The following is a 26,453-nucleotide window of genomic DNA, read 5'->3' on the forward strand; positions in this document are numbered from 1 at the left end:
TTTATCTTATTTTTTCAAATGCCATGAGTTTTCCATTGTTAACGGCTAGAAGATAGACTTGTCGTTTTCCAATTTTTATTTTTCGAATTTGTTTGACATTATCCCAAGCAAAAAAACCAGATTCTACAGGAGATAGTGGGGCAAAGCTTCCCCTACCATTACCCAGCAAAACTGTTCCACGACCAGCGTCATATCGAACCGTTTCCACCTCGGTATCATACATATTGCCAACCAAAATTAGATCAATATGGCCATCTTTATTAACATCTTCTACTAAAATATCTTTAGTTGGTGAAAATTGTGCTTCGTTTGGTAGTTTTTTCATCGTAAACTGCCCTTTGCCATCATTTAAAAATACAGAAGTATAGAACCCACGAGCTGTTAAGTGTAGCGCTGTATCGATTTTGGGACCACATATTTCAGTGATTTCAGCAATTGCATATGCTTTGAAAGTTGGAAAGCTATCTGTGATAAATGGCATTTGCTCTGAGCTACAGTCACGACCTCTGACAGGGTAATTCTTGTCGCCCTCATAACTACTCATCATCATGTCCCAAGTACCATTATCATCAAAGTCGTCTGCATAAATATTAAAAGGTTTTTCTAAGTTTCCTTTAAACTTGCAGTTTTTGCCTAAGTTCCCTCCTACAAAATCTAAATCCCCATCGTTGTCTAAATCGACAGCCTTTAAGCTAAACCAAAGGCTTTCACTTTCTTGTTGTATGGGCATTTTTTCAAATGATTGCCCCTTGTTGAGAAATGTCATCATCGGCATCCATTCTCCAAGTAGTGTTAGGTCTAGGAGTCCGTCTCCATTTACATCTCCAAATTCAGCGCCTGTAACCATGCCTGGGTACATTAAATCTTGACAATATTTTTCTGTAACATCTATAAATTGCCCATTGTTGTTTTGAAGCAAGTAACTACGTGGTGCTGATGGGTATTTGCCTGGGACTAAGCGTCCTCCAACAAATAAGTCCAAATCTCCATCTTGATCAAAATCAGCTGCCTTGACTACTTGTGTGCTTGTGTACATTTTAGGAAGATGATCTGTTTTTTTGAACTGACCGTTGTTGTTTTGATACAAACGATCTTGGAAGCGATAATCGTCAATATAATATTCATTTCCCCCACTACATACGTACAAATCTAAATCATTGTCATTGTCATAGTCAAAAAATAGAGCACCAACATCTTCGCTAAAAATATCTTCTTCAAAGATAGAGGTTGAGTGCTCTACAAAAGAATGATTTTTCTCTTGTGTAAAAATAGTAGATGTATTTTCTTTTGATGCACCAATAAAAATATCATCTAAGCCATCGTTATTTATATCTCCAACAGCCAAGGATGGTCCTTGTCTAGATAGCATATGTGGTAGTAATACTTCTCTATTAAAATCATTGAAATGGTTTTCTGTATGCTGATAGTTGACCCCAAAACTTTGAGAAATATTTTTAAATATAGGTGTTTTTTTCGAAGGCGTTTTTAAGGTGGTAAATTTAGAAGTATTGTAGTTAAGTTTTAAAATTTGGTTTGCTCTGATATTTCTTAATATCGTCGTTTTTTGATCAGGCCAACGAATAACTATTTTATTGATGTATTCGTTTTTTCCAATGCCAAAATGTAATTTGTAGTCTACAGAAGATTGAAAACCACGAGTAGGAAAAAGTTCTGACATTTGTTGTTCTTTTCCTGTGTAAATAGTAACTCTAGTACCTATTGCAAATGTATTCTTGCTAGGACCAATTAGCTGTATTAATAAATAATTGTTTTGACTTTCTGAAGTGTTTTCATAAATAGAAGCAACCTCATCAAGGTTATTAATAACTAAATCTAAGTCTCCATCATTATCTAAATCAGCGTATGCAAGTCCGTTAGAGTTAACTTTTTTATCTAGTCCCCATTTATTCGTCACGTTTTCAAAACTTAAATCTCCTTTATTTCTAAAAATAAAGTTACTCTCACTAATTTTAGGAGCTGTTTTTACTGTTGCTAAGAATAGCTCCTCAAAACTAACATTTTCCTTTCTTTTGATAAATTTATCGATTTTAACTTCTGTGTCTCTATCTCGCACATCTTTTTGATAGCCGTTTGTAATAACCAAATCTTTATATCCATCATTATCAAAATCAGCCATTAGTGCCCCCCAACTCCAATCTGTTTTTGCTACTCCAGCTAATAAGGCAATATCACTAAAGGTTGCATTGCCATTGTTAATTTGAAGTGAATTAAGCATATATTGATAGTGGTTACCTTGTCTTACACGAGCCCAAAATGCTGTCGGGAACATACTAGGCATATTCATTTTAGATCGAATGTGGCGAGAGTATGCCATATCTAGTTGTATCAAATCTAAGTGACCATCATTGTTGAAATCATTAATATCTGTCCCCATCCCAAAGTTAGAAATGTGTTTCATGTTAGATAAGTTTTTATCTACAAAAGAATCTTTTAGATTAATGTACATGTAATCTTTTATTTCGAAATCATTAGATACATAAATATCTGGATAGCCATCATTATTCAAGTCTCCTATGCTTAAGCCAAGTCCAAATGAATTGTTTTGTATCCCCAATTTTTGGGATTGTTCTATATATTTTCCTGATTCATTAATATAAAAATGATCTGACTTATATGTTGATGAGTTTTTTTTGAGAGAAACAAACCTGTCCAGCTCATACTCATTCCCTGGGATATTCATAATATAAGCATCTAAGTCACCATCTAGATCGTAATCAAAAAATGCAGCTTGTGTAGAAAATAAGGAATCATTTAGATTATATTGATTGGCTTGTTCACTAAATGTTAGATCTTGATTATTAATAAAAAGTAGATTTTTATTGAGAGAGTCATTTCTAATGTCAGCAGATCTTGAAACATAAATATCTAAAAAACCATCATTATTAATATCAACCATAGTTACTCCTGTACACCAACCTTCTACTATATTTGGTAACGCTTCCTTTGTAATATCTTTAAATTTTAAGTTTCCCTTGTTTATATACAATTTATTAGGAACCATGTTACCTGTAAAATAAATGTCGGGGAGTCCATCATTGTTTATATCGCCAATAGCAACTCCTGCACCATTGTAGAAGTAAGAATTTCTGTATATGTTATATTCTTTATCTTCTGTTAATTTGTTGGTAAATGTTATGTTTGTTTCTTGAGGGGGCAATAATTTGAGCAAGGTATTTTCTTGGCTAATTAAGTATATAGGGGAAAGAAGAAGAAGGGGGATAAGTCGAAAATTCATTATTATTTTTTTGATCTAGAAAAAACATGCTAATCTAATTTGAAATTTAATAAAAAAAAACTTATCATTATACTGTAATTGTGTGTTTTTGATTAACTTTAACGTATAAATTGGGTTGGGCTCCTATTTATCAAAGTTAGAATTTAAAGCTTGGAAAAGACTTTTTGCTCTACTCAAAGGGTTTCATCAAAAAAGCAATATAAATCCTACATACTATAAAGACAATTGTATTAAAGTTATATTTATATATAATATAACTAAGGATTTCTTATGCACTAAAAAACTCAATTATGAAGCTCTACCTTCACTACAAATTACTATTTATCGGTTTGATATTATTATTATCATTAAGTAATATATTAGCTCAACCTTGTGTATTTGCTCCACCGATTTCTAGTACTGATACTAGTGGTAACACAGTAACTACTATTTGTAATGGAAATCCTTTAACTTTATCAAGTATATCATCTACATCATGTCCTAGTTGTACTTATTTATGGAGTACAGGAGAGACTAATTCCATCATTTTTGCTTACACTCCTGGTTTGTATAGTGTAACAGTTACAGATAATTCTGGCGGAACTACTTGTGTCGGAGTTTCTGCTACACTTGATATAAAGGCGAGCACACTTCCAGCTCCTGTTATAGAGGGAGATCCATTTAATGTGTGTAATACGCCATCTGTTCAGGCTGCTAATCTAGAGGTTAAAAACCCATGTGTAACATGTACTTATCAATGGTATAATATATCTTCATCAGCACCTATTGCTGGAGCAACTCAAATTAGACATTCTACAGTTACTCCTGAATCCTACTATGTTCAAGTGATAGACACGTTAGGTTGCTTGGAAAATTCTAATATTTTAAGTATTGGAGCAGAAGTAGCAACGACTCCTCCTATTAACGCTACCGCAAAAAGTATATGTGATAGTAATAGTACTAGTATTTCGACAATAGATTGTGCAGGATGTAATTATGAATGGCATTATTATGACTTTCTGCCAGAAGGCAAACTTATTATTTCAGGAGTTTATGATGGTACACGCCCTAATGGCACCCCAAAAGGGATAGAATTGTACGCAATCGGTAACATACCAGACTTAAGTGCATATGGTTTAAGTGTATCTACAGATGGATCTGGCGTAGTAGGGACACCAGGATTTTTTTTTCCTGCAGTTTCATTGGCAGCAGAAAGTTATATTTATGTAGCTTTTAACAATGCAGACTTTATAGATTTTTTTGGTTTTGCTCCAGATTATACTTCAAATATCATGAATATTGATGGCAATGATGCTATTAAGCTTTTTTATAATGGTACCCCTGTAGATTTATTTGGGGATGAAGCTTATGTTTCTACAGATTATGGATGTACAGGACTAGCACAAGATTGTTATGATATGCCTTATTCTTATAGAGATGGGTGGGCATATAGAAAGACAGATTCTTTGCTTAGTGTAAATTTTAATGCTGCTGCATGGGATTTTGGAAAGGATAATTATGTAATTGGTACAACGAATTCATTTTGGGGAACTCGACAATTTCCTACAGGAACTTTTACCAATAGTTCAAGTATGGGAATTGACAGTTTAATTATTACAGGGGTTTACGATGGAACAATTACCCCTGCTACTGGTTTGCCAAAAGGAATTGAATTGCAAGCTTTATATGATATTCATGACTTAAGTGCATATAACATCAAAGTTGCTTTGAATGGTGCAGGGAGTTTTGGTTCTTCATGGTCGTTGCCTAGTGGACCAATCACCGCAGGAACATTTATATATGTTGCTAGTGAATCTATTGAGTTTACCAATTTTTTTGGTTTTACTCCTTCGTCAATTCCAGGAGCGGGAGTTGGCTTGGATCAAATAGATGGAAATGATTGTATAGCATTATCCTATGGAACTACTGTTATTGATCAGTATGGAGAAGAAACTTATCTTGGAGGAAGCGCAGATTATACGATGAACTGGGCATATGATAATGGGTGGGCGTATAGAAATTCTGATGATAGTACAAATGGAGGAAGCTTTGATGTTAATAAATGGAGAACTTACCCCAGTAATTTTTTACCAACTAATGATTTATATGGAAGTGATAGGATGCCAATTCAAAGTTATACTAATAGTACTGTTGGAACTATCCTTCAAATAATACCAGGCGCTGATTCATCCACTTATACTACCGATATAACTGGTTATTACTCTGTAGAGGTGCAATACCCTAATTCTTGTATTGTGGAATCTGCATTACAGCTTATTGATACTTCTATATTTCGACCTCAAATAACTTCAGAAATGCCAAGTTTGGTTGGTGGCAATGCCAGTATTATTTCGCAGGACACAGCTTATTTATGCTCAGGTAGTTATGTGGAGTTATATATGATTGAAAATTTTGCAATACCTCCGACTTGGTCATATCAATGGTTTAGAAATGGTGTAGCTATTTCAGGAGAAATAGGTTACAATTATAGAGCTCAAAGTGCAGGAAGGTATTCTGTGCAGGTAACTAATGAAGATGGGTGCACATCCGTTTCTAATTTTATCACTATTCTCCCTTCCAATAATGGTGCAAGTCCACCTGTATTTGCAAGTTCATTATATTTATGCTCAACAACATCAACATCAACTTTAAGTACTCCTTCTTGCTCAAATTGTTCTTATACTTGGAAAACAGAAGATGGCTCAAATCCAGGATTTGGTAATGTAACTCAAAATTCATATTTAGTTAAACATGCAAATGCTGTAGGGGGAGGAACAGGAGCTAGAGGTTATTTTGTAATAGTTGAAGATGATATATCGCAATGTGCTTATAGTTCTGCGATAATTGAAATTAAAGACACAACATATCCTGCGCCATTATTGACAACAAATGACAACACTGTTTGTAGTGCTACACCTATAAATTTAACAACGACACCTTGTGCTGGATGTAATTATATTTGGTTGATAGACAGTGCGGAAACAGGTAATTTTATTACTTATGATTCTACTCAACAATTTACTTTCCAAGTAGATACCTCTGGAAACTATCGTCTAGAAATTTTACACCCTAATGGATGTCGCACCAACTTTTCTAATACGATTCAAGCAACTTTTCAGACTGTAAATGCTGATATTGTTTCTGGACCAACTAGCATTTGTAATGGAACGCCTGTTGTAATTGAAGCATTACCTGATTCTGCAACATCTTGTCCTGGATGTCAATATCAGTTCTTAAGAGATGGTGTACGGATGCAAATTACAAACCCACAGGATGAGCAAGAAATATCCTTGGCGGGAGATTATCAGGTTATTGTGACCAATGAAAAGGGTTGTTCAGATACATCAGTTGTTAAAACTTTTACAGAGGTTAACATTTCTACTAATATTCGACAATCGACTAAAAAAATATGTAGCCCTACTTCTAGTATGATACTGGAAATTGATTCTTGTACGGGCTGTTCTTATCAATGGTTTTTAGGAAATACAAGACTTGTAAATAGTCAAGATACATTTTATAATGTAATAGGATATTCTGCAATAGATACTTATAGTGTAAAAGTAAGTTATGGAAATGGAGATTGTGTAGTAGCTGACACAGTTGTAGTAGATTCAGTGGCAGAGCGAACAGTTACCATTGGTGTTAATACTAATGTTTCTCAAACTCCAACTATTTGCGATGGTTCTGCTGTTGTTTTGCAAGATATTGATACTTGTGATATCTGTCAATACCAGTGGTTTAATGGAGGAGACATGATTGTTGGCGCTAGTTTTGAGGCTTATCAAGTTGATACCCCAAGTACCTATTATGTTGTAACTACAGACACAAATAATTGTGTTGCAGTGTCCAATTCCATTACCGTACAATCATTTGCACCACCGACAGACTTTCTATTAGATTTTGATACTTTGTCGGTGCTTCCAATTACATATGGAACATTTAGTTTAGACGATTATTTATATCCGACCAGTTTGCGAAATACAGGAGGGTATACCTCTCTGACGGCTAACGGTGCTATTATAACAAATGGTACAAATGATTCCTTGAATGTAGGTGCTGCTGGGTCAGGTTATCACTATATAACCTATGCTTATACAACAGGGAATGCACAAGGAACTTGTACATTTAGCACGACAGATACAATAGAGGTTTTGGGAGCTGTAGCCATGGATATACTAAACAAAAAACAGACTTATTTGTCTATACCTGCTTCTGAAGCTTGTTTGTACGATACCTTAGTGATTACAGTAACGAATTTTACATTTATACCCAATGAAGTGATTTTTGTAGCAGGGGGAGGCAATACTATTTCAGTGCCTGTTTCTCCGTCGTTAAACCTATTTGCTGGTGTTTATACAGGGGCATTTGAAGTTATTGTTCCTGCTGGAGCTCGAACAGGCAAAATTACTTTATCGGACGGAACAGATAGTTATGAATCGCCTAATTTCTATTTGATTAATAATCCCGCTGTAACAATTAATTTGTTGACAGGAGCACAGCCTATTTGTTCTAATATAGATACAGCAGAGTTTGTAGGACTACCTTTGGGAGGAGATTTTTCAGCCCATTATCTTGGTATGTCAAATAATGCTAGTTTATTATCAGATAGCTTGTTGTTGTTAGATAGTGTAACAGGTTATGTGAATGGAATCCAGGATGTTATGATGGTGTATACTTATACACCTCTTTATACAGGAACAACAATTGAATGTAGAGATTCTGTTGTAGACTCTTTACAAGTAGAAATTAGAGATGTCAAATTAGATAGTGTAACCTATACGCCAATATCAAGATCTCAAACTACAGAAGATTTGAGTAATTTAACGTTGATTACGCATCCTATTACAGCTCAATATTATCCTAATAATTATACAGGAACCTATGTGTTAGGTAGTGCAATCTTACCCAATACTATCCCCGATACTCTAGATGTAGATAGTATCACTTATCAGATTAATAATGGGGGATGTTTCAATGAATCAACAGATCCAATTGATATCTGGGAGGCTCCAAGAATTTTAGACGCAATTCCTTCTTATCTTTGTAGTAAAGATGACACCGTTTTCATCCAGCGAGATCTAGATAGTATATGGGTTACTTATAGAGGCAATATTATTTATAGTAATACTCTTTATAAATATACAGAAAGCCCTGTTACTACAGTTGGAAACCCTGCTGTATTGGGAGTTCGTTATGTGGAAAAAATTAATTTGATGGAAATTACAACGACTAACGGAGGCGTTGATTCTCTCAATTTCTTTGCTCCAAATGATGAGTATTATGTTGTTCCTGCAAACGTAGCAAATGGAGCAACAACATTGAATTTGAAATTTAGTTACGAACGAATTTCAAACTTTTTTGTTGGCGGTGTGCTGAGTTCGAGAGACACGACAAGTTATGTTATCGCTGAAGTTAGCAAAAACTTTATTATAGAGCAACCTCCCGTCGTAGCGATAAATCCAGTTATCTTGGCGGATACTATATTCTGTCCTATTAATAATAACAATCAGTTTTTAGGTTTGCCAGCAGGTGGACAGTATTATATTAGTGGAGTAGGGATAGGGTACGATTCCTTGCGGAATAATATATTCAATCCAACCAACTATCCTACAGGTGCTTCTTATGGATTAACATATGTTTATGAAGGTCAAGCTTGTGTCGATTCTGCGTATACAGGAATTTATCTGCCAGATCCTTTCTCTATAGGGGTATTGCCTAATAATGGAACAGGAGAGTACTGTAAAACATCTCCCAATGATTCCATTTTCTTTAGTCTATTAACACCTGTTGTTCCACCACCAACATTCGGAATCGATACAGCATCTGCACAATTCTTTATTAATAACATTCAATCAGGAACTGTATTTTCTCCAACACAAGTTGGTCCACCTGGTCAATACAATGTACGATACGTTGTATCTGATATCTATGGCTGTCAAGAAGAAGCAACAGATATTTTTGTTGTACATCCTATCCCTAACTTGGCTATATCTCCAATAGATCCAATTTATTGTTTGAATGATGATACGACACAAATTCACCTGTATCAAATTGATACAGCCAATAATACCCATACTTTAACAACTTGGGCAGGATCAGGAGGAATTGGTTATGTACAAAATGAGACAGTAGAATTCACAGGGGATGGGATTATCAATGGAGGTACCAATCCTGCTATGCCTTATTTCTATCCAAGAGACGCAGGAGTAGGAGTGCATGATATTCGTTATGTTTATGCAGATTCAAATGCTTGTGTCGATTCTATTAACTTTACGATAGAGGTACTTTCTTTACCAAATGTTTCTATGTTGAATGCTGACGGTAGTGCTTTAAAGCGTTTTTATTGTGAAAATGATTCTATTTCTTTGCAAGGTTTTCCAATTAGTCAAACTACTCCAAGTGGTTACGGTACGGATACTTCCGCTTTATACGGAAACCCTTTAATTAACTCTACTTATCCGACTAGTTTAGACTCTTTAAATAAAACATTTAAACCCCATATTAATGGACCACTTCCAGGGACACTAGATGAAGTGCTTTTTTATTATTATGAAAATCCACAAGGGTGTAGAGATACTGCTAGGTATAGAGTCACAATTCGAAACTTTACAACAGATCCAATATTTAAAGGATTTCCTACGGATCCTATTTGTGCAAGCGATACTTCTGTTCAAATTTGGGCAGATACTTCAAATGGAGGATTTGATCTAGATTCTTTAGCCTCTTTTACTTGTACTTATCCTAGTGGAATTTACCACATACCTAATACGGATACGATTTATTTTTATCCTGATTCGATGGGAATTCAATACGCAGGGAGAGAGGTTGTTATTACGATGAATTATACGGATACCTCTAAGAGCTGTTTCAACTCTATTTCCGATACTGTTTTAGTGCGGGCTTTACCACATTTGACGCTATCTGAACAAATAGTGTCTCCTTTAGCACCAGTAATGGATTTGCCTGGAGAGTTATTAAACTTGCCACAGACCGATACCTTCCACCATATATGCGAAACGGCTCCAAGAATGGCAATCCATGCTTATAACAAGACAGGATCATATAATCAATCCACAGGAGCCTACAATTTATTATCTACACATATTACGCCCGATACAGGAAACTATGTAATGGGTCGAGGGATTCAAGATAATGGTAGTAGTACTAATATTGCCTATGGATACATCCCTAGTAATGCTGGTTATGGAAAAGATACAATACGATATGTTTATACAGATATTAACGGTTGTACGGATTCGGTAGATCACTACATATTTGTCGATAGTTTACCTGTCTTAGCTTTTGCAGGTTTGGAAATTGCAAATTATGATGCCGATTTAAACCGCTATGTCTATTGTGAAACCGATCCAACGCCACCTAGAATTAGTGCAACCCCTTCTGGAATTACAGGTTCGACTTTAATATTCAATGGTCAGAGCATTTCTCTAGGAGCTCCATTTAATTTAACACCTGCTACATTAGCTATACCAGGAGTATATGTAGATTATCCAATACAGTACAATTATATAGGACAACGTTATGTTAATGGAGATGTTTGCGCTTCTTCATTGTCTGATACAATCCAAATTCGTCCAGCACCACAGTTGGCTTGGGTTAATGTTCCTACAACTTATTGTATGTTAGATACTTTAGAGCGTTTGCCATTGTCAGCAACGCCTTATGGAGGACAGTTTGTTGATGCAACCAATAATTTCCAAGTTATAGCAGGTATCGTGGGAGATTCTCTCTTTAATCCATCTGCTCAACCTGGAAAACGAGATATTTATTATTATTATTTGGATACAGTATCTGGTTGTGATGATACAATACAACATACAATATATGTTTACAGTAAACCGAGAATAAATTTCGAAATTAATGGAGGTTGTTCAGGGGCACAAGTAGAGTTTATCCCTAAAACGGCTCCATATGGTTTGGAAAATAATGGAGTAGCTATTGATAGCATTACAATGGTAATTTGGAATTTTGGAGATGGTGTATCAGATACTTTGATAGGTGCAAACTTGCCGAACACACTGGGCATTCCAGTCGATACCCATACCTATTTTCATTCAGGAATATTCTATCCTTCTTTAACCGTCGTCAATCAAGGTATTTGTGATACGACATTTATAAGAAGAATTATTATATCCCCTCGAGTGCATCCAACAGACAGTACACCTTATGTTCAAAATTTTGACTTAGCTGCTAATGGATGGATGCAAGAGTCATCAGATACAACTAGTATTAATGGAATTGTCCAAGACTCCTTGTGGGAATGGGGATCAACTATAACCGCTAATTTTTCAGGAACAACTTTTTGGGGAACTCGTTTTAAAGGAACTAATCCTGGGTATAGACCAGAAGAAAGTGCTTGGGTATATAGCCCTTGTTTTGATCTAACTTCTTTAGATCGACCAATGATCAAAATGTCTATATGGAAAAATACTAGGAGAAGTGTTGATGGTGCCGTCTTGCAATATCATGACAACGCAACGAACACATGGCAGGTCTTAGGGCAGTCTGGAAAAGGTGTTAATTGGTATCAAGATGGTTATGTTGTCAGTAATCCTGGAAACCAAATAAACATACCTGTTGGTTGGTCTGGGGCTAGTTCTAATTTCGACTGGGAAGATGCGCGATACCGTTTGGACAATATTGGCAATGATTTAAGAACTAGAACGGATGTGCGTTTCCGTGTGGCATTTGCTTCTGCTAAAGGACCTACGCCACCTGCAGGAACTGCGTTTGCTTTTGATAGTGTTAGAATAGGAAATCGTACTCGAAATGTTTTAACAGAGCATTTCTCAGGTCATGGATATGCTGCAATAGCTCAAATTGAGGATCAACTGTATCATACTATATTTAACAATTTATATGGACGAGATGTGAGTTTGGTTCAATATCATTTGAATATACATGCCAATGATATTTATTATAATTACAATAACATGGGCATTATTAACGATACTCGAAAGTTGTGGTATGGAGTAGGAGATGTAAACCGTGTGCGTATAGATGGCAAAAACCTAGTTAGTAAAACGAGCGATCTGTTGAATTACCCTCAATTGGAATACTTAGACATAGAGTCGTTGCAGGATCCTTTATTTAAATTAGAATTTGTGGGAGTTCCAGCAATTCGATTTAATGGAGCGTCTGGTTTAGAAGCAACAGTTCGAATTACAGCATTAGAAGATTTGCCCATCAAGAACTATGCACTACATGTCGTGGCAACAGAGGACTCTTTGACTAGTAATGGACATACAAGAATGGCTGTGTTGCGTGACAAGCATATTAATGCAACAGGACAAACTTATCCTCAAGCTTGGACAGCAGGAGATAGCTATGATTTGGTAGTGCAATTGCCAAATATTAATATCAATAACAACCCTATTCTTTCTAGAATACAGTTGGTAGCTTTTGTTCAAGATATGGGAAGTAATTCACTTACAAAGGAAGTATACCAAACCATAAGCTCTAGAAACTTAACGGTATTTAATGGACCTGTAGATACCTTAGATGTAAGTATAGATAATATAGAAGATCAACTGGGGTACGAAGTAGCAACCCTAAAACTTTACCCAAATCCAACACAACAACTATTTAATGTAGAGTTTGAAGCAGCTTTAGAAGATGATTATGAGTGGCAATTGGTTGATGTAGTAGGACGTGTCTTGAAAAATGGAAAGGTAGAGGCAGGAACTTCTTTAATGCAAGTCAAAACAGAAGATTTAACAGCAGGAATGTATATTTTTATTGTTAAAAATAAAAATGTCTATACCCAGCGAAAAGTCATCGTACAGCAATATTAATCTAAAGGTTAGGTATTCAGTAGTTTATGTCAATTACTGAATGCCTACGTTTATATCAACTAATAGAAAATTTGTTCTGATAGACCCTTTTAGGAATATTGAAAAAATGCTATATCTTAGATGTGTTATAATTATTTGAAATATAAGTAATAATAGTGGTAAGAAATGAATACTTATTTCTATTAAGAAACGTCCCCTTATTTAAAAGAATTTATTTTACAAACCAAATTTAGGGATGCAAGACAACATTCCTACCTGATTAAAAATCAAGTAAAAAACATGAAAAAACAAACTATGTACAATCGCTTAAAACAAGAATACACCAAATTGAATCAACGGATTCAAAAAGCCATGCAAACGGGACGTTTTTATGGATATACGGAGTTTAAGCAGCAGCAATTATTGGGGCGTTTGAAGCGCTTCTCTTTTCAAATAAAGCAACTGGGAGCTGGCGTAGCAGTAGTGACTGCTTTGGGAATGGCAACGCCTGCTGTTGGACAGGTAGTGAATCTCGTGGAACGGACAGGAGCAGATAATCCTTTTGATGGTTTGTATTCAGGACAAGCTTACTTTAGACCTAGTTTTGTTGATATAGATGGGGATGGTGATATGGACATGTTTCAGAATAGTGCAGGACTAGCAGGAGATCCACTATTTTTTAGAAATACTGGTTCAGATACCAATGCTGTTTTTAGTTTGGTAACAGCTGCCAATAATCCGTTAGTTGGATTAAACGCAGTAGTATATAGTTCTTTCGTTGATATAGATGGGGATGGTGATATGGATGTGTTTTCTGGAGCATACGCTCAGTATTATGGTGCAGATAAAGTAGAATATTATGAAAATACAGGAACTGCTTTGGTTCCTCAATTTACAAAAAAGACAGGAGTAGATAATCCTTTAGATGCTTTGATGAGTCTTACTATGTGGATACAGCCATTTTTTGTGGATATTGATAATGATGGTGATATGGATTGTTTTGTTACAGGAATAGAAAATTATAAAGCAGATATACTTTTTTATGAAAATGTGGGAACGGCAACAGCACCTTCTTTTTCTATTCAAACAGGAATAAATAATCCATTGGATGTATTTACAGATACGATTGGTGGTTTGGGATCGACGGCATCGATTCAGTTTGAAGATATGGATAATGACGGAGATAAAGATGCTTTTATAAATTCGCCTTCGGTGAATAATAATAATATTTTTCAATATTATGAAAATACAGGAACGGCTACCAATCCTGTTTTTTCTATGAATTTAACTACTCCATTGGACTCGATACCGTCCGTTAATTCTAAATTTTCTACAGCTTTGGTCGATATAGATGGGGATGGGGATATCGATGTGCTAGAGAGTACAACTACTTTTCAGAACAACTCCTTTGGATTTTATGAGAATTGCGATATAAAATTAAATTTGGTCAATATCAAAGAACAAGAACTATTGATATACCCTAATCCTTCTAAAGGTGTCTTGTATTTTGATAAGCCATTAACAGGAAGCTGTGAGTTGACGACAGTAGATGGCAAACAGTTATTTGCTCAAGGTCTAGAGAATGCCCAACAAATAATACTCCCCAAATTGAATGAGGGGGTATTCTTTCTGAAAATAGAAACAGAAAATAAACGAATCGTAGAGAAAATTTTGATTAGAAATTAGAAGAAAAGCTGAGCGTTTATAAACGCTCAGCATCTTTCTGCTACCTAATTATGTTCCTTAAAAGTAATATTTATGAAGTCTCTGAAAAACCTACACATTAACTTATTTATCAATATACCCTTTCTTTTTATTGCTTGTTTTTTTTCAGAAACAGCTTTGGGGCAAGTATATGAACTAGATGGAAATGTTATATCTGCGGGACCAGTTATTAATGTTTGTCCAAATACAGAATATACACTCAGAATAACTCGAAACAATCCAGCTACAACAAGGCCTCTCAGGCTTGTTGCAGATAATAATGATGTATTGATTGATGGAGTGGCTGGGTTAACTCCTTATTGTGCCCCTTCTCAACTTACTGTTACAGTTGTGTTTACGGGGAATGGTACTAGGACAATCATACTTAATAATGCCACTAATAATGGTTGTAATGTATATCAAACATTTCAGAGGCAATTTAACTTTGAAGTACAAAATGCTCCTGTTAATGCATTGGATGCTAGCTATGATGCTTGTGAAGGTAGTGCTTTGGCTTTAAATAATGTCTGTACTGGAGATTGTGGAAGTGCGACTTATTCTTGGGCACAAGATTTAGGAGCAGGGTTCCAGGCTATATCTGGGACTTTAGAAGATAGGACAATGAGTTTGACTGAAATAGCGGCTATAGGGGCAGGAAATAATGCTCAAGTAAGGGTGATGAGCAGTATTACTTATGCTAGTGTGGTTTGTAAAGACACTTCTACGACGACGATCAATGTTAGAGCGGTACCTAATTTGGCACCTATAACTTTTGGTGCTGCGACAAATGGCAATCCTTATACCCCTACAACAAATGGAGAAATTTGTATTTATGGTGATCAAGTAGTCAACGTAACTTGTTCTGGAGGTTGCCCTTTGACCAGTACTTCAGGAACGTATGAATGGTTTGTAAGAACAGCAGCTACTCCTACTGTATTACCTATCACAGCTAATGGAAGTAGTATCATATCTAATGGCGCTGCCGCCACTGCTACTACGAATGGTTCCGATGCAGCAACATTAGATCCTACTACACTTAATATTGCTCCAGGATTATATGATGTTATTGTAGTGGCAACGAATGAATATGGCTGTACTTCGACAGAGGAACTTGAAAATCAGTTGACAATTAATGATCGACCAGCAGTCGAAATTTATCATAATTTTGGAGACGCCACTTGGAACGCTACTTCGCTTTCTTCAGCAGATATGGTTATTACTAGTCCGCTCTGTACAGGACTTAATTTAGAATTTGAGGTTAATGGATGTGCAGATACAGATTATATTTCTGCCAATATGACGCCAAATACATCTGGACTCGTTAACAATCCTAATGTAGCGAGTGGGTATACAAGTCCTTGTCTTACGGGAAGTGGTGGTGGATCTTATTTTAGAACTGTCACTTGGACTGCTTTGGGAGAAGATGGAACCACTGTGATTCCTATTGATAATGTATCGACTCCTGTGGTAAAAAGCCCTGTTGATGATGCGAGTAACCGTGTTGCTTCGTCAGCGTCTTGGGACGGTGTATTGCCCACTACTGGGGCTTTGGCTAATCGAAGTGTTTATACTGTAGAAGTAGAAGGACATAATGGCTGTGTTAATACAGATAGTATAGCTATAGAAGTAGGGCAACCTACTATTTCTTTTGAAGTAGATGGAACCCCTCATGCTGCGCATTCGGATGTAGATATTTGTTATGGCGAAACTCCCCAGATTTTGGCTGTATGTGATATGTGTTATGGTACAGTTGGTGCTTCTTGGTCGGTTACACAAGGTAGTAATACTATTGAAACAGGAACAGAAGTACTAAATCCAATGAGGACAGATCCAATTGTCAATAGTACAAATATAACTTGGTATGAAGTAACTGTTACTGGAGAAAGAGGGTGTACGAATTCAGAGACGGTTGACGACATTCACATCAATGATATTCCTGGACCAACGGTAAATGTTTCCACACAAGCATTAATTTGTTCAAATGGAGATTTAGAGTTAACAGATGCGAACTTCTCAAACTCTAATAGCTATAAAGTATATACTGCTGATCCCAATGTGGGAACTCCTCCACCTATATACACCTGTAATGCTAATTCTTGTTCCAATCCGATCACTATTGCTAGCCCTACACATGGGACAACTTATTGGTTAGAAGCAACCAACGGGGGGTGTTCAAGTGATGATAATACGGGAGCTATTAATGTAGCGACAAGTCCTTCAATTAGTATAAGGTCAGAGCCCACAGAGCCTTGTAACAATCGCCCTGCTTATTTTTACTTAAATGGGTCTTCTTCTTATACCTATACATGGCGTATTGACACTCCTAGTGCAAATTCGACGACACCTCAACCAAGCTCTTTAGGAACAGGACATGTTTCGTCAAGTTTCTTTTTTACATCTGTTTATTTTGAATTGAATCCAGGTATTTCAGCACAAACTGGTGTTACCTTAGCTGTAGATGCATTAGCATCAAATGGTTGTACATCAACTGTGGATTTTACACCTTTCGATATTTTGGATTGTGAAGACCCTATTTTAGTAAAATCAAAAATAGATATTAGTGGTAATCCTATTACGAGCCCAACTTTAAATTATGATTATATTTGTGAAGGAGAATCTATTGTAATGGAGGTCGCATATGGTTCAGGACCTCCTTATACCCCCTCTTATTTATGGAGCTCTGGAGAAACAACAAGCTCCATCACCGTGTTATCATCTTCGTCATCACCAGATACAATCACAAGATCGGTTATAATTTATAAAAACTCAGACTCATTAACAACTCTAACTGGAAGAACAATCGTATCTCGAGGAAATGTGAATTTTTATCCTCAAGGAGATAATGATTTTAATACTGTAGATACTGCTATTTGTATTAATGGAGAAGTTGTAGCAAAAGCTAACTGCCCTACTTGTGTGGGATCTATAGCTTATGAATGGGATTCACAATCTCCTGTAGTTGCCTCCAATGGAAGTACTATTCAAACCTATACAGTAGCTCCTACATCTACAGCACAATTTGATCTTTTGCTAACCGTTAGTCATGGGGAGGATTGTGAAGAGGTGTTAAATCGGCAGATAGATGTAAATCCTTTGCCTGGACCTACTTTACGTGATGTGGATGGAAATCCTTTGGCTGGAACGCAATACCTTTGTGTAGGAGAGGTAGATACGATCTATGTAGAATGTAGTACTTGTTCAACCTATAGATGGAATACTACAGCCAACACAGATACCATTTATATTACTAATCAAGGAGGCTATTATGCAGAAGTAGTAGATGGAAATAGTTGTACGAATACTTCAGGTGTAGCAGTATATATATATTCAACAGATGGATACAATGCACCAGTGGTAGCTAATCCTACACAAATTTGCTCTGGTAGAGATGTTGTCCTTGAAGTTGCACCATGTGTAGGTTGTGATTATACTTGGTTGAACACTAATCCATTGCCAAATGGAAGTGTATTGGTTAATACAAGAACTCATACAACGAATACTACTGGAGATTACTTTGCAGTAGTAGAAAATCAGCATGGATGTTTATATAAAACGAATCAAATTAATGTTAATTCAACAACATTAACTATTCCAAGTATAAGTGGAACTACAGACTCTATTTGCACAGGACAGTCAACAACTTTGTCAACACCGTCATTAACTAATGCTTCATATCAATGGTATTTAAATGGAGGAGTAGTAAGTGGAGCGATAGATTCTACTTATACAACAACAGTTCCAGGCGTTTATACTGTGGCGGTAACTTATCCTAATGGATGTATTGAAGAGTCACCAAGTTTTTTAGTGAGTTCGTTAAGTTTTTCTCCTAATATTGTTGCAGCCGATACTGTAATTTGTAGAGGACAACCAGCTGAGTTATCTACAGATTTATATTCTGGATGGCAATATCAGTGGTATAGAAATGGAATATCAGTTGCAGGAGCAGTAGGGGCAGCTTATTCTGCAGATACAGCAGGCTCTTATTATGTGAGAGTAACAAATCATAATCTTTGTGTAGAGGAAACAGCAACAATTGATATAATAGAATCAACGCTAGCTATTCCTAATGCTACAACTAATACACCATCAATTTGTCCTGGAGAGTATGGGGTTATTTCAGTCTCGTTATGTTCTGGATGTTCTTATCAGTGGTTCGATTTGAATACATCTTCTCCAATTACAAGTATAGATCCAACAAACTATAGAGATAGTGTTTTAACTTTAACAACAAATTCTTATTATGCCCAAGTCTCTATTGATGGTTGCACAGAAATTTCTGATACAATAACGATTGTAGTCAATCCTGTATTTACACCAGCTATTTCATCCTCTTCTTCTGTTGTTTGTGATGGTCGAGATGCAACTTTAGTAACGCAAGGTTGTGTAGGGTGCTCGTACAGTTGGTTAAAGGATGGGACTCCTGTGCTAGGGGCTTTGAATGATACGTTTCACGTTGTCGATAATGTAGCAGATTTTGGTGATTATCAAATAGCTGTTGATTATCCTAATGGTTGTTCAGATACTTCAGCTATTTTAATAATTAATGATGGATCGTATGATGTATTATTGGAAATAGATACATCAGGGGGAAGACCACTAGATTCCGTTATTTGTAATGGAATTGGTGAAACTTTATTAGCAACGCCAAACGAAAATAGAACAGGAACATATTTGCATACTTTGTTTTTGGATAATACACCTGTAACAGGATATTCAAATGTCACATCAGGCTCTGCTTCTAATACATTTCCTGGAGATAATGAAGGGGTATATACGGTGGAAGTTACGAATCCTCTTGGCTGTAAGGCTCTTTCCAATTTATTGCCATTGAGAGCGGTTAATATTATACCATCTTTATCAGCTAGAGCTACTTCAAATCCTAATTCAGTTCCAACAGGAGCCATATGTACTCCAACAGGAACTGCCTATTTAGAAGTAACTGTTAGCCCAAGTTGTTCTACTTGCACTTATGTCTGGCAAAAAGGTTCTTCAACCCTTTCGAATACATCTACCAATTATACTACTGCACCAGGTAGTGCGGGGGTAGGGTTGTATCGAGTGAACGTAACCAATGATGGATGTGAAGCTATAACTGTTCCTGTTAATATTGCGAATCAAATTGGAACTTTAGATTCAGAAGCCAACACAACAGATACAAGTATTTGTAATGGGCAATCTGTTACTTTAGAGCATGCAGCATCCATGGGCAATCCTTCGACACACTGTTCGGGATGTTCTTTCAGATGGTTGCGTACATTAAATCCGATTAATGGGGCAAGTAATTATCAATATGTAACTAGTACACCAGGGACTTACAATTTAGAAGTAACGACTTCGGATGGTTGTGTAGATACCTCATCTGTGATTAGTATTCGTCAAGTAGATCCACCATCAGGGTTGACCTTGGATTTTGATAGCTTAGTATATGTAAGCCCCACTGTTCAAGCGACAGGAACACCGTTAGCCTCTAATGGTGATTCTATAGATATGAATAACTGGATTTTCCCTGCTTATGCAAGACATGATTTGGCAAATACCAATTTCTCAAGTTATTTTAGAAGTGCTCCATTTAACGGTGCACTGGCTGCAAATGCAGGATTGCAAGGCACGGATAGTATTAACTTTCACCCAGCAGATAGTTTGTCTGGTTATCATTTAATTACCTATTATTATGATACCTTGGGATGTGTCTTTACGGTAAGCGATGTTTTAGAGGTATTACCACCCGCAGCTATTTCTGTAACCAATCTTAACCCATCCTCAGTAGCTTATGAAGCCTGTGTAGGAGATGATTTGGTAATCAATGCCGTAAATTTAGATTTTGCTATCGATCAAGTATTCGCTTTTGATGCAGATGATAATTATCAATTAATCGGTGCGAATTCAATTACCAGTACCTCTGATACTTTTGGCACTAATGTCCGTTGGAATACAAATATTAATTTAACGGTACCTGGAAATGCCTATGCTTCTTATTTAATGTTAATAGGAGATAACTTAGTAACAGGAAGAAGGGATACATTATTTACTTCATATGTTCTGATTCATAATACTGATTTGAGCTTTACAGGGTTGCCAAATATGTTGTGCTCTAATGGAGAGGGGATTACATTATTTGGTAGTCCAACAGGAGGCTCTTTCTCAGCTAGAGATATTTCAACAGGAGCATTAATTCCAGGAGCTTTTGTTGGTGATACATTGTACCCACAACAATTTAATCAAAGTGCCTATATGGATGGCAATCAATATGTTGATATCTATTATAGCTATACAGAAACGTATACGAATGGTAATTTATGTCCAGATAACGATACTGTTTCCAAACGAAAAGAGGTAAAAGATGTGCGCTTGACAGACGTTCAGTTTAATACTATTTCGGTTTCTCAGACAAGAGAATTGTTAACCAACTTAGTATATCAAACAACGCCTTATGCTGCTCGTCCGAACAAACAACCTCTGTATGTAAGTACGTTTAGTGGTAGTTTTACAAATCCTGCTGGGCGTCCAACAGAGTTTTTGCCTGCCAATGCAGGAGTTGGAACACATGCATTAACTTATAGTATCAAAAGTGGTGATTGTATCAATTCGGTAGAAGATAGTATAACGGTAGTGGCTGCACCAACGCCAATACCAATGCCAGATACAATTTGTCGCAATTATGGTACAACTCCTTTTGCTAGAGAAATAGCGAGATTCCCATATAGTCCACCATCGGTATCTTATCCACCCAATACAGCAGTTGCTTCTTATACAGACGAATTAAATATAATTAATGTAACGGGAGCAGGAGTAACGGCTGTTAGTTCGGTTCCTGGAAATGAAAGTTATACTTATGACCCTACACTTGTAAGTGGTAATTATGATACATTAATCATTGAATATGGGTTTTACAGAGATGAAGATACATTAGATGTTTATGGAAGTGGAAATCCTGTTGACTTTGATACATTAGAATATGTAGTGGCAAGAATTGTTAAGCCTATATACATTGAGGATTTGACACCTGTAAATATTATAGATACAATTGTTTCTCCTTTCTATTGTCAAGAAAATATCTTGCATCTATTAGCAGGAAACCCTTCTAACAATTCATTTGGAGGCGGAATATTTATGCTATATGGAGGAACGAATCAATATCAATTTGGAGACACATTATTTAATAGTGTTATTAACCCTTATGATGTTAACCACCTAGAAAATGCCATTACTACCTATGATTTAGTTTATATCTTGGATGGTGTAGTATGTAATAATTCTGATACCATGAGTATTACAATTAACAGAGGGTTAAATCCAACATTTGCTACTGCAAATGGATTAGATGAGTTCTGTGATACAGATCCTAATGTCCAAATAATACACAACGTATCGTCTCCTGATACAGCTATATGGACCATTGGAGGAGTACCGCAACCTTCATATGTATTTGGTCCAGATCCATTAGATCCAGGGCTTCACGTAGTAGAATTGCAACAACTATCAACTTATATTCAAGGAAATGATACCTTTGTCTGTTCTGCATCAGCTATTGATACATTTACAATTCATGCATTACCTGCATTGACGATGTTACCGCCCTTAGAGACTCAATACTGTGCAAATGATACAGTAGTAGATTTAACAGTATCTCCAACGCCAAGTTGTAACGTTTATGGAGCTTCTGGGCATATAGTTTTAGATGAGAAATTTAATTCAGGTATTCCGCCAAGTTGGAATTCAACCTATAGTTTTGGGGGTAAAAACTGGACAGGAGCTACGTCATTGCCACAGGGTGGTACAGGAGGAGCTGCATTTATTGATACTAGTCATGTGTTAACAGATTCTTGGTTGATAACAAAATCATTGAATCTAGTTGCAGGGCATCGATATAGATTGACATATATGGTTCGTGCAGGTGAGCTTGACTCCACTTGTTCTGGTTTCTGTGATGCAGCTTTGGTTGTTGCTATGGGACCAGCAGCAAACCCTGCTAATATGGGGGCACAGTTAGATTTACAACTTGCTATTAGTGAGGATCGGACTTATGTTCGTTATGTTGTTGATCATTATCACGATCCCCTTCTTGGTTTTACTACAGGAACTTATCATTTAGGTTTCCGAAGTGCTACTCCAGCTTATGGACGCTCTTTAAGACTAGATAACGTTAGAATGAGAGACATGACTATTGCGGACTGTTCTCTTACTGGAATTGGGTATATGGATGGACCAGGTGTACACCACGTAACAGATTCTTCTTATCAATTTAATCCTCTAGCAGTTCCGACAGGAAATGTAGAAGTGAAATATGTTTATACCGATGTTAGAGGTTGTCAAGATAGTTTGGTTTATCCAATTACAGTAGATACAGCACCAATTGTTAGCTTTACCGATTTGCCGCCAACATATTGCGAAAATGAGCCAACTTTATTGTTAACAGGTACACCTCTAGGAGGGCAATTTACTAGTACGATGGGGACGAACTTGGTACCAGTAGGTTTAGCAGTATTAGATACAGCCAACTTCCCTGTAAATTACCAAACAAATACAACAGGCAACGATATTGTTACCTACCGTTTTGAAGATAACAATGGTTGCGTGGAAATTGTACATGATACGATAGACATTGTACCATTGTTGGATAGTGTGTATATTGCTAATTCTTTAGATCCATTTGGAAATGGTCATTGTGTGGATGCAGATTCAACAATATTAGATGTGAACTTATTCTCTGGAACATTAATTACGAATGGTACATTCTATGGTGCAGGAGTTCGGAATGGAACAGCTGGTGCAGGTGGTGCAATTTTCTATCCTGATTCAGCAGAAATAGATATGGGGCATACAGGTGATGTGACAGTAGAATACATCTACAATACAACGACAGGTTGTGCAGATACAACTAGATTTACAACTAGAGTACATGCTTTACCAGATTTAACTTTTATGAATCTGCCAGATAGTCTTTGTCTCAACGCAGATTCGTTCCAAGTAGTTGCTATCAATCATGTTGTGACTGGAGCGATGGGACAAATAATGTATGCGGATACCTTGATTAATGAAGGAACATATATAGCAAGAGATACTAGTGGTAATAATTTACCAAACTTCATACAACTATTTGATACTTTGTATCCTTATACAGCAGATGGATACAGCCAAGTAAATGTTACTTATTCCTATACAGCTCCTAGTTCATTGGGATTATGTTCTAGTACAATATATGATAGTGTAAGGATAGATACGGTGCCTATTGTGTACTTTGAAGATTTGAGACCTTATTATTGTGAAAATGAGCCTCAAAGTATTTTCTTAGCATTCCCTGCATTTAGTGTGGGTTCAGGATATTTATCAATTGATTCGACACGAATTGATAGCAGCTTCTTCTGGATTGATCCAAGCACAATGGTAGGCCCAGGACAAACAACCGCTGTTTACCCTGTTTATTATACATTTACAGATACAAGGGGGTGTAGAGGCGAAGGCTATGATACCTTTGAAGTAAGACCTTATCCAAGAATCGTGTTTGATCCTATGGCGCAAGATACATTCTGTCGTCAAGTAGGGCGTTATGATTTAAGACAACTAGTCGTCGCTCCTACAGGAGGATACTTTACAGATAATTTAGCATTGACAAGTATTCAAGACAGTTTCTTTTTGAATTTGAATGCTTTGGCTGGTCCTAGATTGGTTACTTATCATTATGTAGATCCAGCAACACAATGCGAAAATCAAGATTCTATTTGGCTCTATTTGTTTAATGCCCCTGAGATTGACTTTACTGTCTATGGAGGGTGTGCTCAAATGGATATTACGTTTGATCCAGTTACTAATAATTTGGTAAATGGAATCGACTCGATTACTAGTATTTGGTGGGATTTTGAAGGAAATGGAATGATCACAAACTCTCCTTTGGATACTTCGGCAATAACAATGCCCGATATGCTATATCAATATACGGCAAGCGGGACTTACAACGTAACTTTGAATGTTCAAAATCAAGGTAGTTGTCCTGCAAGTCTTACTAAACCGTTGATAATATCTCCTTATCACGACTTAGCTTCTGATTATTTTGAAGATTTCAACAGTGGTGCTGGGGACTGGTATGATGATCAACCGATAGATGTAACTCCGAGCAATGTTTGGACTCATGAGAATAGTTTGACAGGCAATCATATTAGTAATTCCAATGGATTTTGGGTAACAATGGCCGCAGGTCCTCTTTATGAGGTCAACCAATCGGCTTGGGTTTATAGTCCCTGTTTTGACTTTACCAATTCAAGACGACCGATGATTGCATTGGATTTATGGAGAGATGCATCTCCTAGAATTGATGGTGCTGTGCTAGAGTTTTATAACAACACTAGCAACCAATGGGAGTTAGTTGGGGATGTTGGAGAAGGAATTAATTGGTATCAATATGACTTTGTTTTGAGTCAACCAGGTAACCAATTGAATATGATTAATCCCAAAGGATGGTCGGGACGTAGTAATGGTCCAGAAAGTGCACGTTTGCGTTTGGATCAATTTAAAGGACAGAGAGATGTTCGCTTCCGTATCGCCTTTGCATCGGCTTTGCAATCTGTAATTGATTCTTTATCAGGTAATGATTATGAAGGTGTTGCGTTTGATAATGTATGGATTGGAGAGCGAACTAGAAATGTATTGGTAGAACATTTTGATCATGTTAATTATGTGAATAGTAATAGCATTCCTTCTTCTGTTATCAATCAATCTGTTTACAATAAGATCTTTAACTCTTGGAATGGTTTAGATGTTATTTTGATTCAGTATCAAACAGAAGATTTAAGCTTGACCGCTGATCCATTGTATTTAGATAATGAGCCTGATTTGAGCTCACGTCAGTATCAATATTCTGCTCAGCCTAATAATATTTTTATAGATGGACAAACGGTGGGAGATGGCTTGTCAGAATCATTAAGCCAGTGGCATCTAGATCATGATATGTTGCAGTTCCCTGATTTTGATATTCAAATTACGACTCCTGTTAGTATTGTTAATGGTGTATTGACTGCTGAGGCAACTGTGGAAGCATTAACAGCAAAAGATTCTAGTATTATTTATACAACACGAGTAGCTGTTATTCAAGATAGCTTTACCTATGTTGGAAACTCGCATATACTTAGTGCCTTCCGTAAAATGTTACCCAATAATGCTGGTATCAGAAAAACAAATGGTTGGCAGCAAGGGGAACAACAGCTAATTAATGAGCCTTTGACGCTCTCAACATTAGGACAACGAGTGCCTGTTGATGAAACACAGTTAGAAGTTATTGTTTTTGTACAAAATGCCAATGATAATTCAAGAGAGGTGTATCAAGCTTCTACAACACAGGATTTGAATAGGTATACTGGAACAATAAAAGTAGAAGATGACGAGGCAACAGAAATCTTTAGCTTAAATGTTTATCCAAACCCATCTAGCAATTTATTTAATGTCTCATTTGATAAAGCGTTAGAAGGGGAGTATAATTGGCGATTGGTTGATGTTACAGGACGTGTTCTCCAAACAGGACAAACGGCTAAAGGAACAGAACAATTTACAATTAATGCAGAGCGATTAGTTGATGGTGCTTACTTCTTTATTATTAACAGTGATGATAATAGAGCATACGCACAACGAAAATTAATTGTTATTAAATAATATAGCAGAAGATACCGTTTAGGTAAGAGGAGCTAGGCTGATATTTTAGTCTAGCTCTTTTTTTTTGCGTTTTACAAGATTTG

At 36.4% G+C, this 26,453-nt stretch carries 4 protein-coding genes; 3 read left to right on the plus strand and 1 reads right to left on the minus strand.

The window, feature by feature from the left end; translation table 11 throughout:
- Position 1: 1 nt before the first annotated feature.
- Positions 2 to 3,256 (minus strand): FG-GAP-like repeat-containing protein, encoded by a 3,255-nt coding sequence (locus QP953_RS10085; protein ID WP_309554881.1) that lies wholly within the window; start codon positions 3,254 to 3,256, stop codon positions 2 to 4.
- Positions 3,257 to 3,546: 290 nt separating this feature from the next.
- On the opposite strand from QP953_RS10085, the gene QP953_RS10090 reads away from it, so the two are divergent.
- From QP953_RS10090 to QP953_RS10100, 3 genes are all read left to right on the plus strand, one after another.
- Complete coding sequence (locus tag QP953_RS10090) at positions 3,547 to 13,047, plus strand: T9SS type A sorting domain-containing protein (RefSeq protein WP_309554882.1); 9,501 nt, start codon at positions 3,547 to 3,549, stop codon at positions 13,045 to 13,047.
- 279 nt (positions 13,048 to 13,326) lie between these two features.
- Entirely contained in the window at positions 13,327 to 14,712 is a 1,386-nt protein-coding gene (locus tag QP953_RS10095) for a T9SS type A sorting domain-containing protein (RefSeq protein ID WP_309554883.1), read from the plus strand.
- A gap of 72 nt (positions 14,713 to 14,784) precedes the next feature.
- Positions 14,785 to 26,370 carry a T9SS type A sorting domain-containing protein gene (locus QP953_RS10100; protein ID WP_309554885.1) on the plus strand — a complete coding sequence of 3,862 codons (11,586 nt, stop codon included), beginning with the start codon at positions 14,785 to 14,787 and terminating at the stop codon, positions 26,368 to 26,370.
- The last annotated feature ends 83 nt before the right edge of the window (positions 26,371 to 26,453 follow it).

It is taken from the genome of Aureispira sp. CCB-E, assembly GCF_031326345.1.
Taxonomy (GTDB): Bacteria; Bacteroidota; Bacteroidia; order Chitinophagales; family Saprospiraceae; genus Aureispira.

Coding starts and splice junctions, on each gene's coding strand:
- QP953_RS10085 (WP_309554881.1), bottom strand. CDS start 3,256: ATGAATTTTCGACTTATCCCCCTTCTTCTTCTTTCCCCTATATACTTA.
- QP953_RS10095 (WP_309554883.1), top strand. CDS start 13,327: ATGAAAAAACAAACTATGTACAATCGCTTAAAACAAGAATACACCAAA.
- QP953_RS10090 (WP_309554882.1), top strand. CDS start 3,547: ATGAAGCTCTACCTTCACTACAAATTACTATTTATCGGTTTGATATTA.
- QP953_RS10100 (WP_309554885.1), top strand. CDS start 14,785: ATGAAGTCTCTGAAAAACCTACACATTAACTTATTTATCAATATACCC.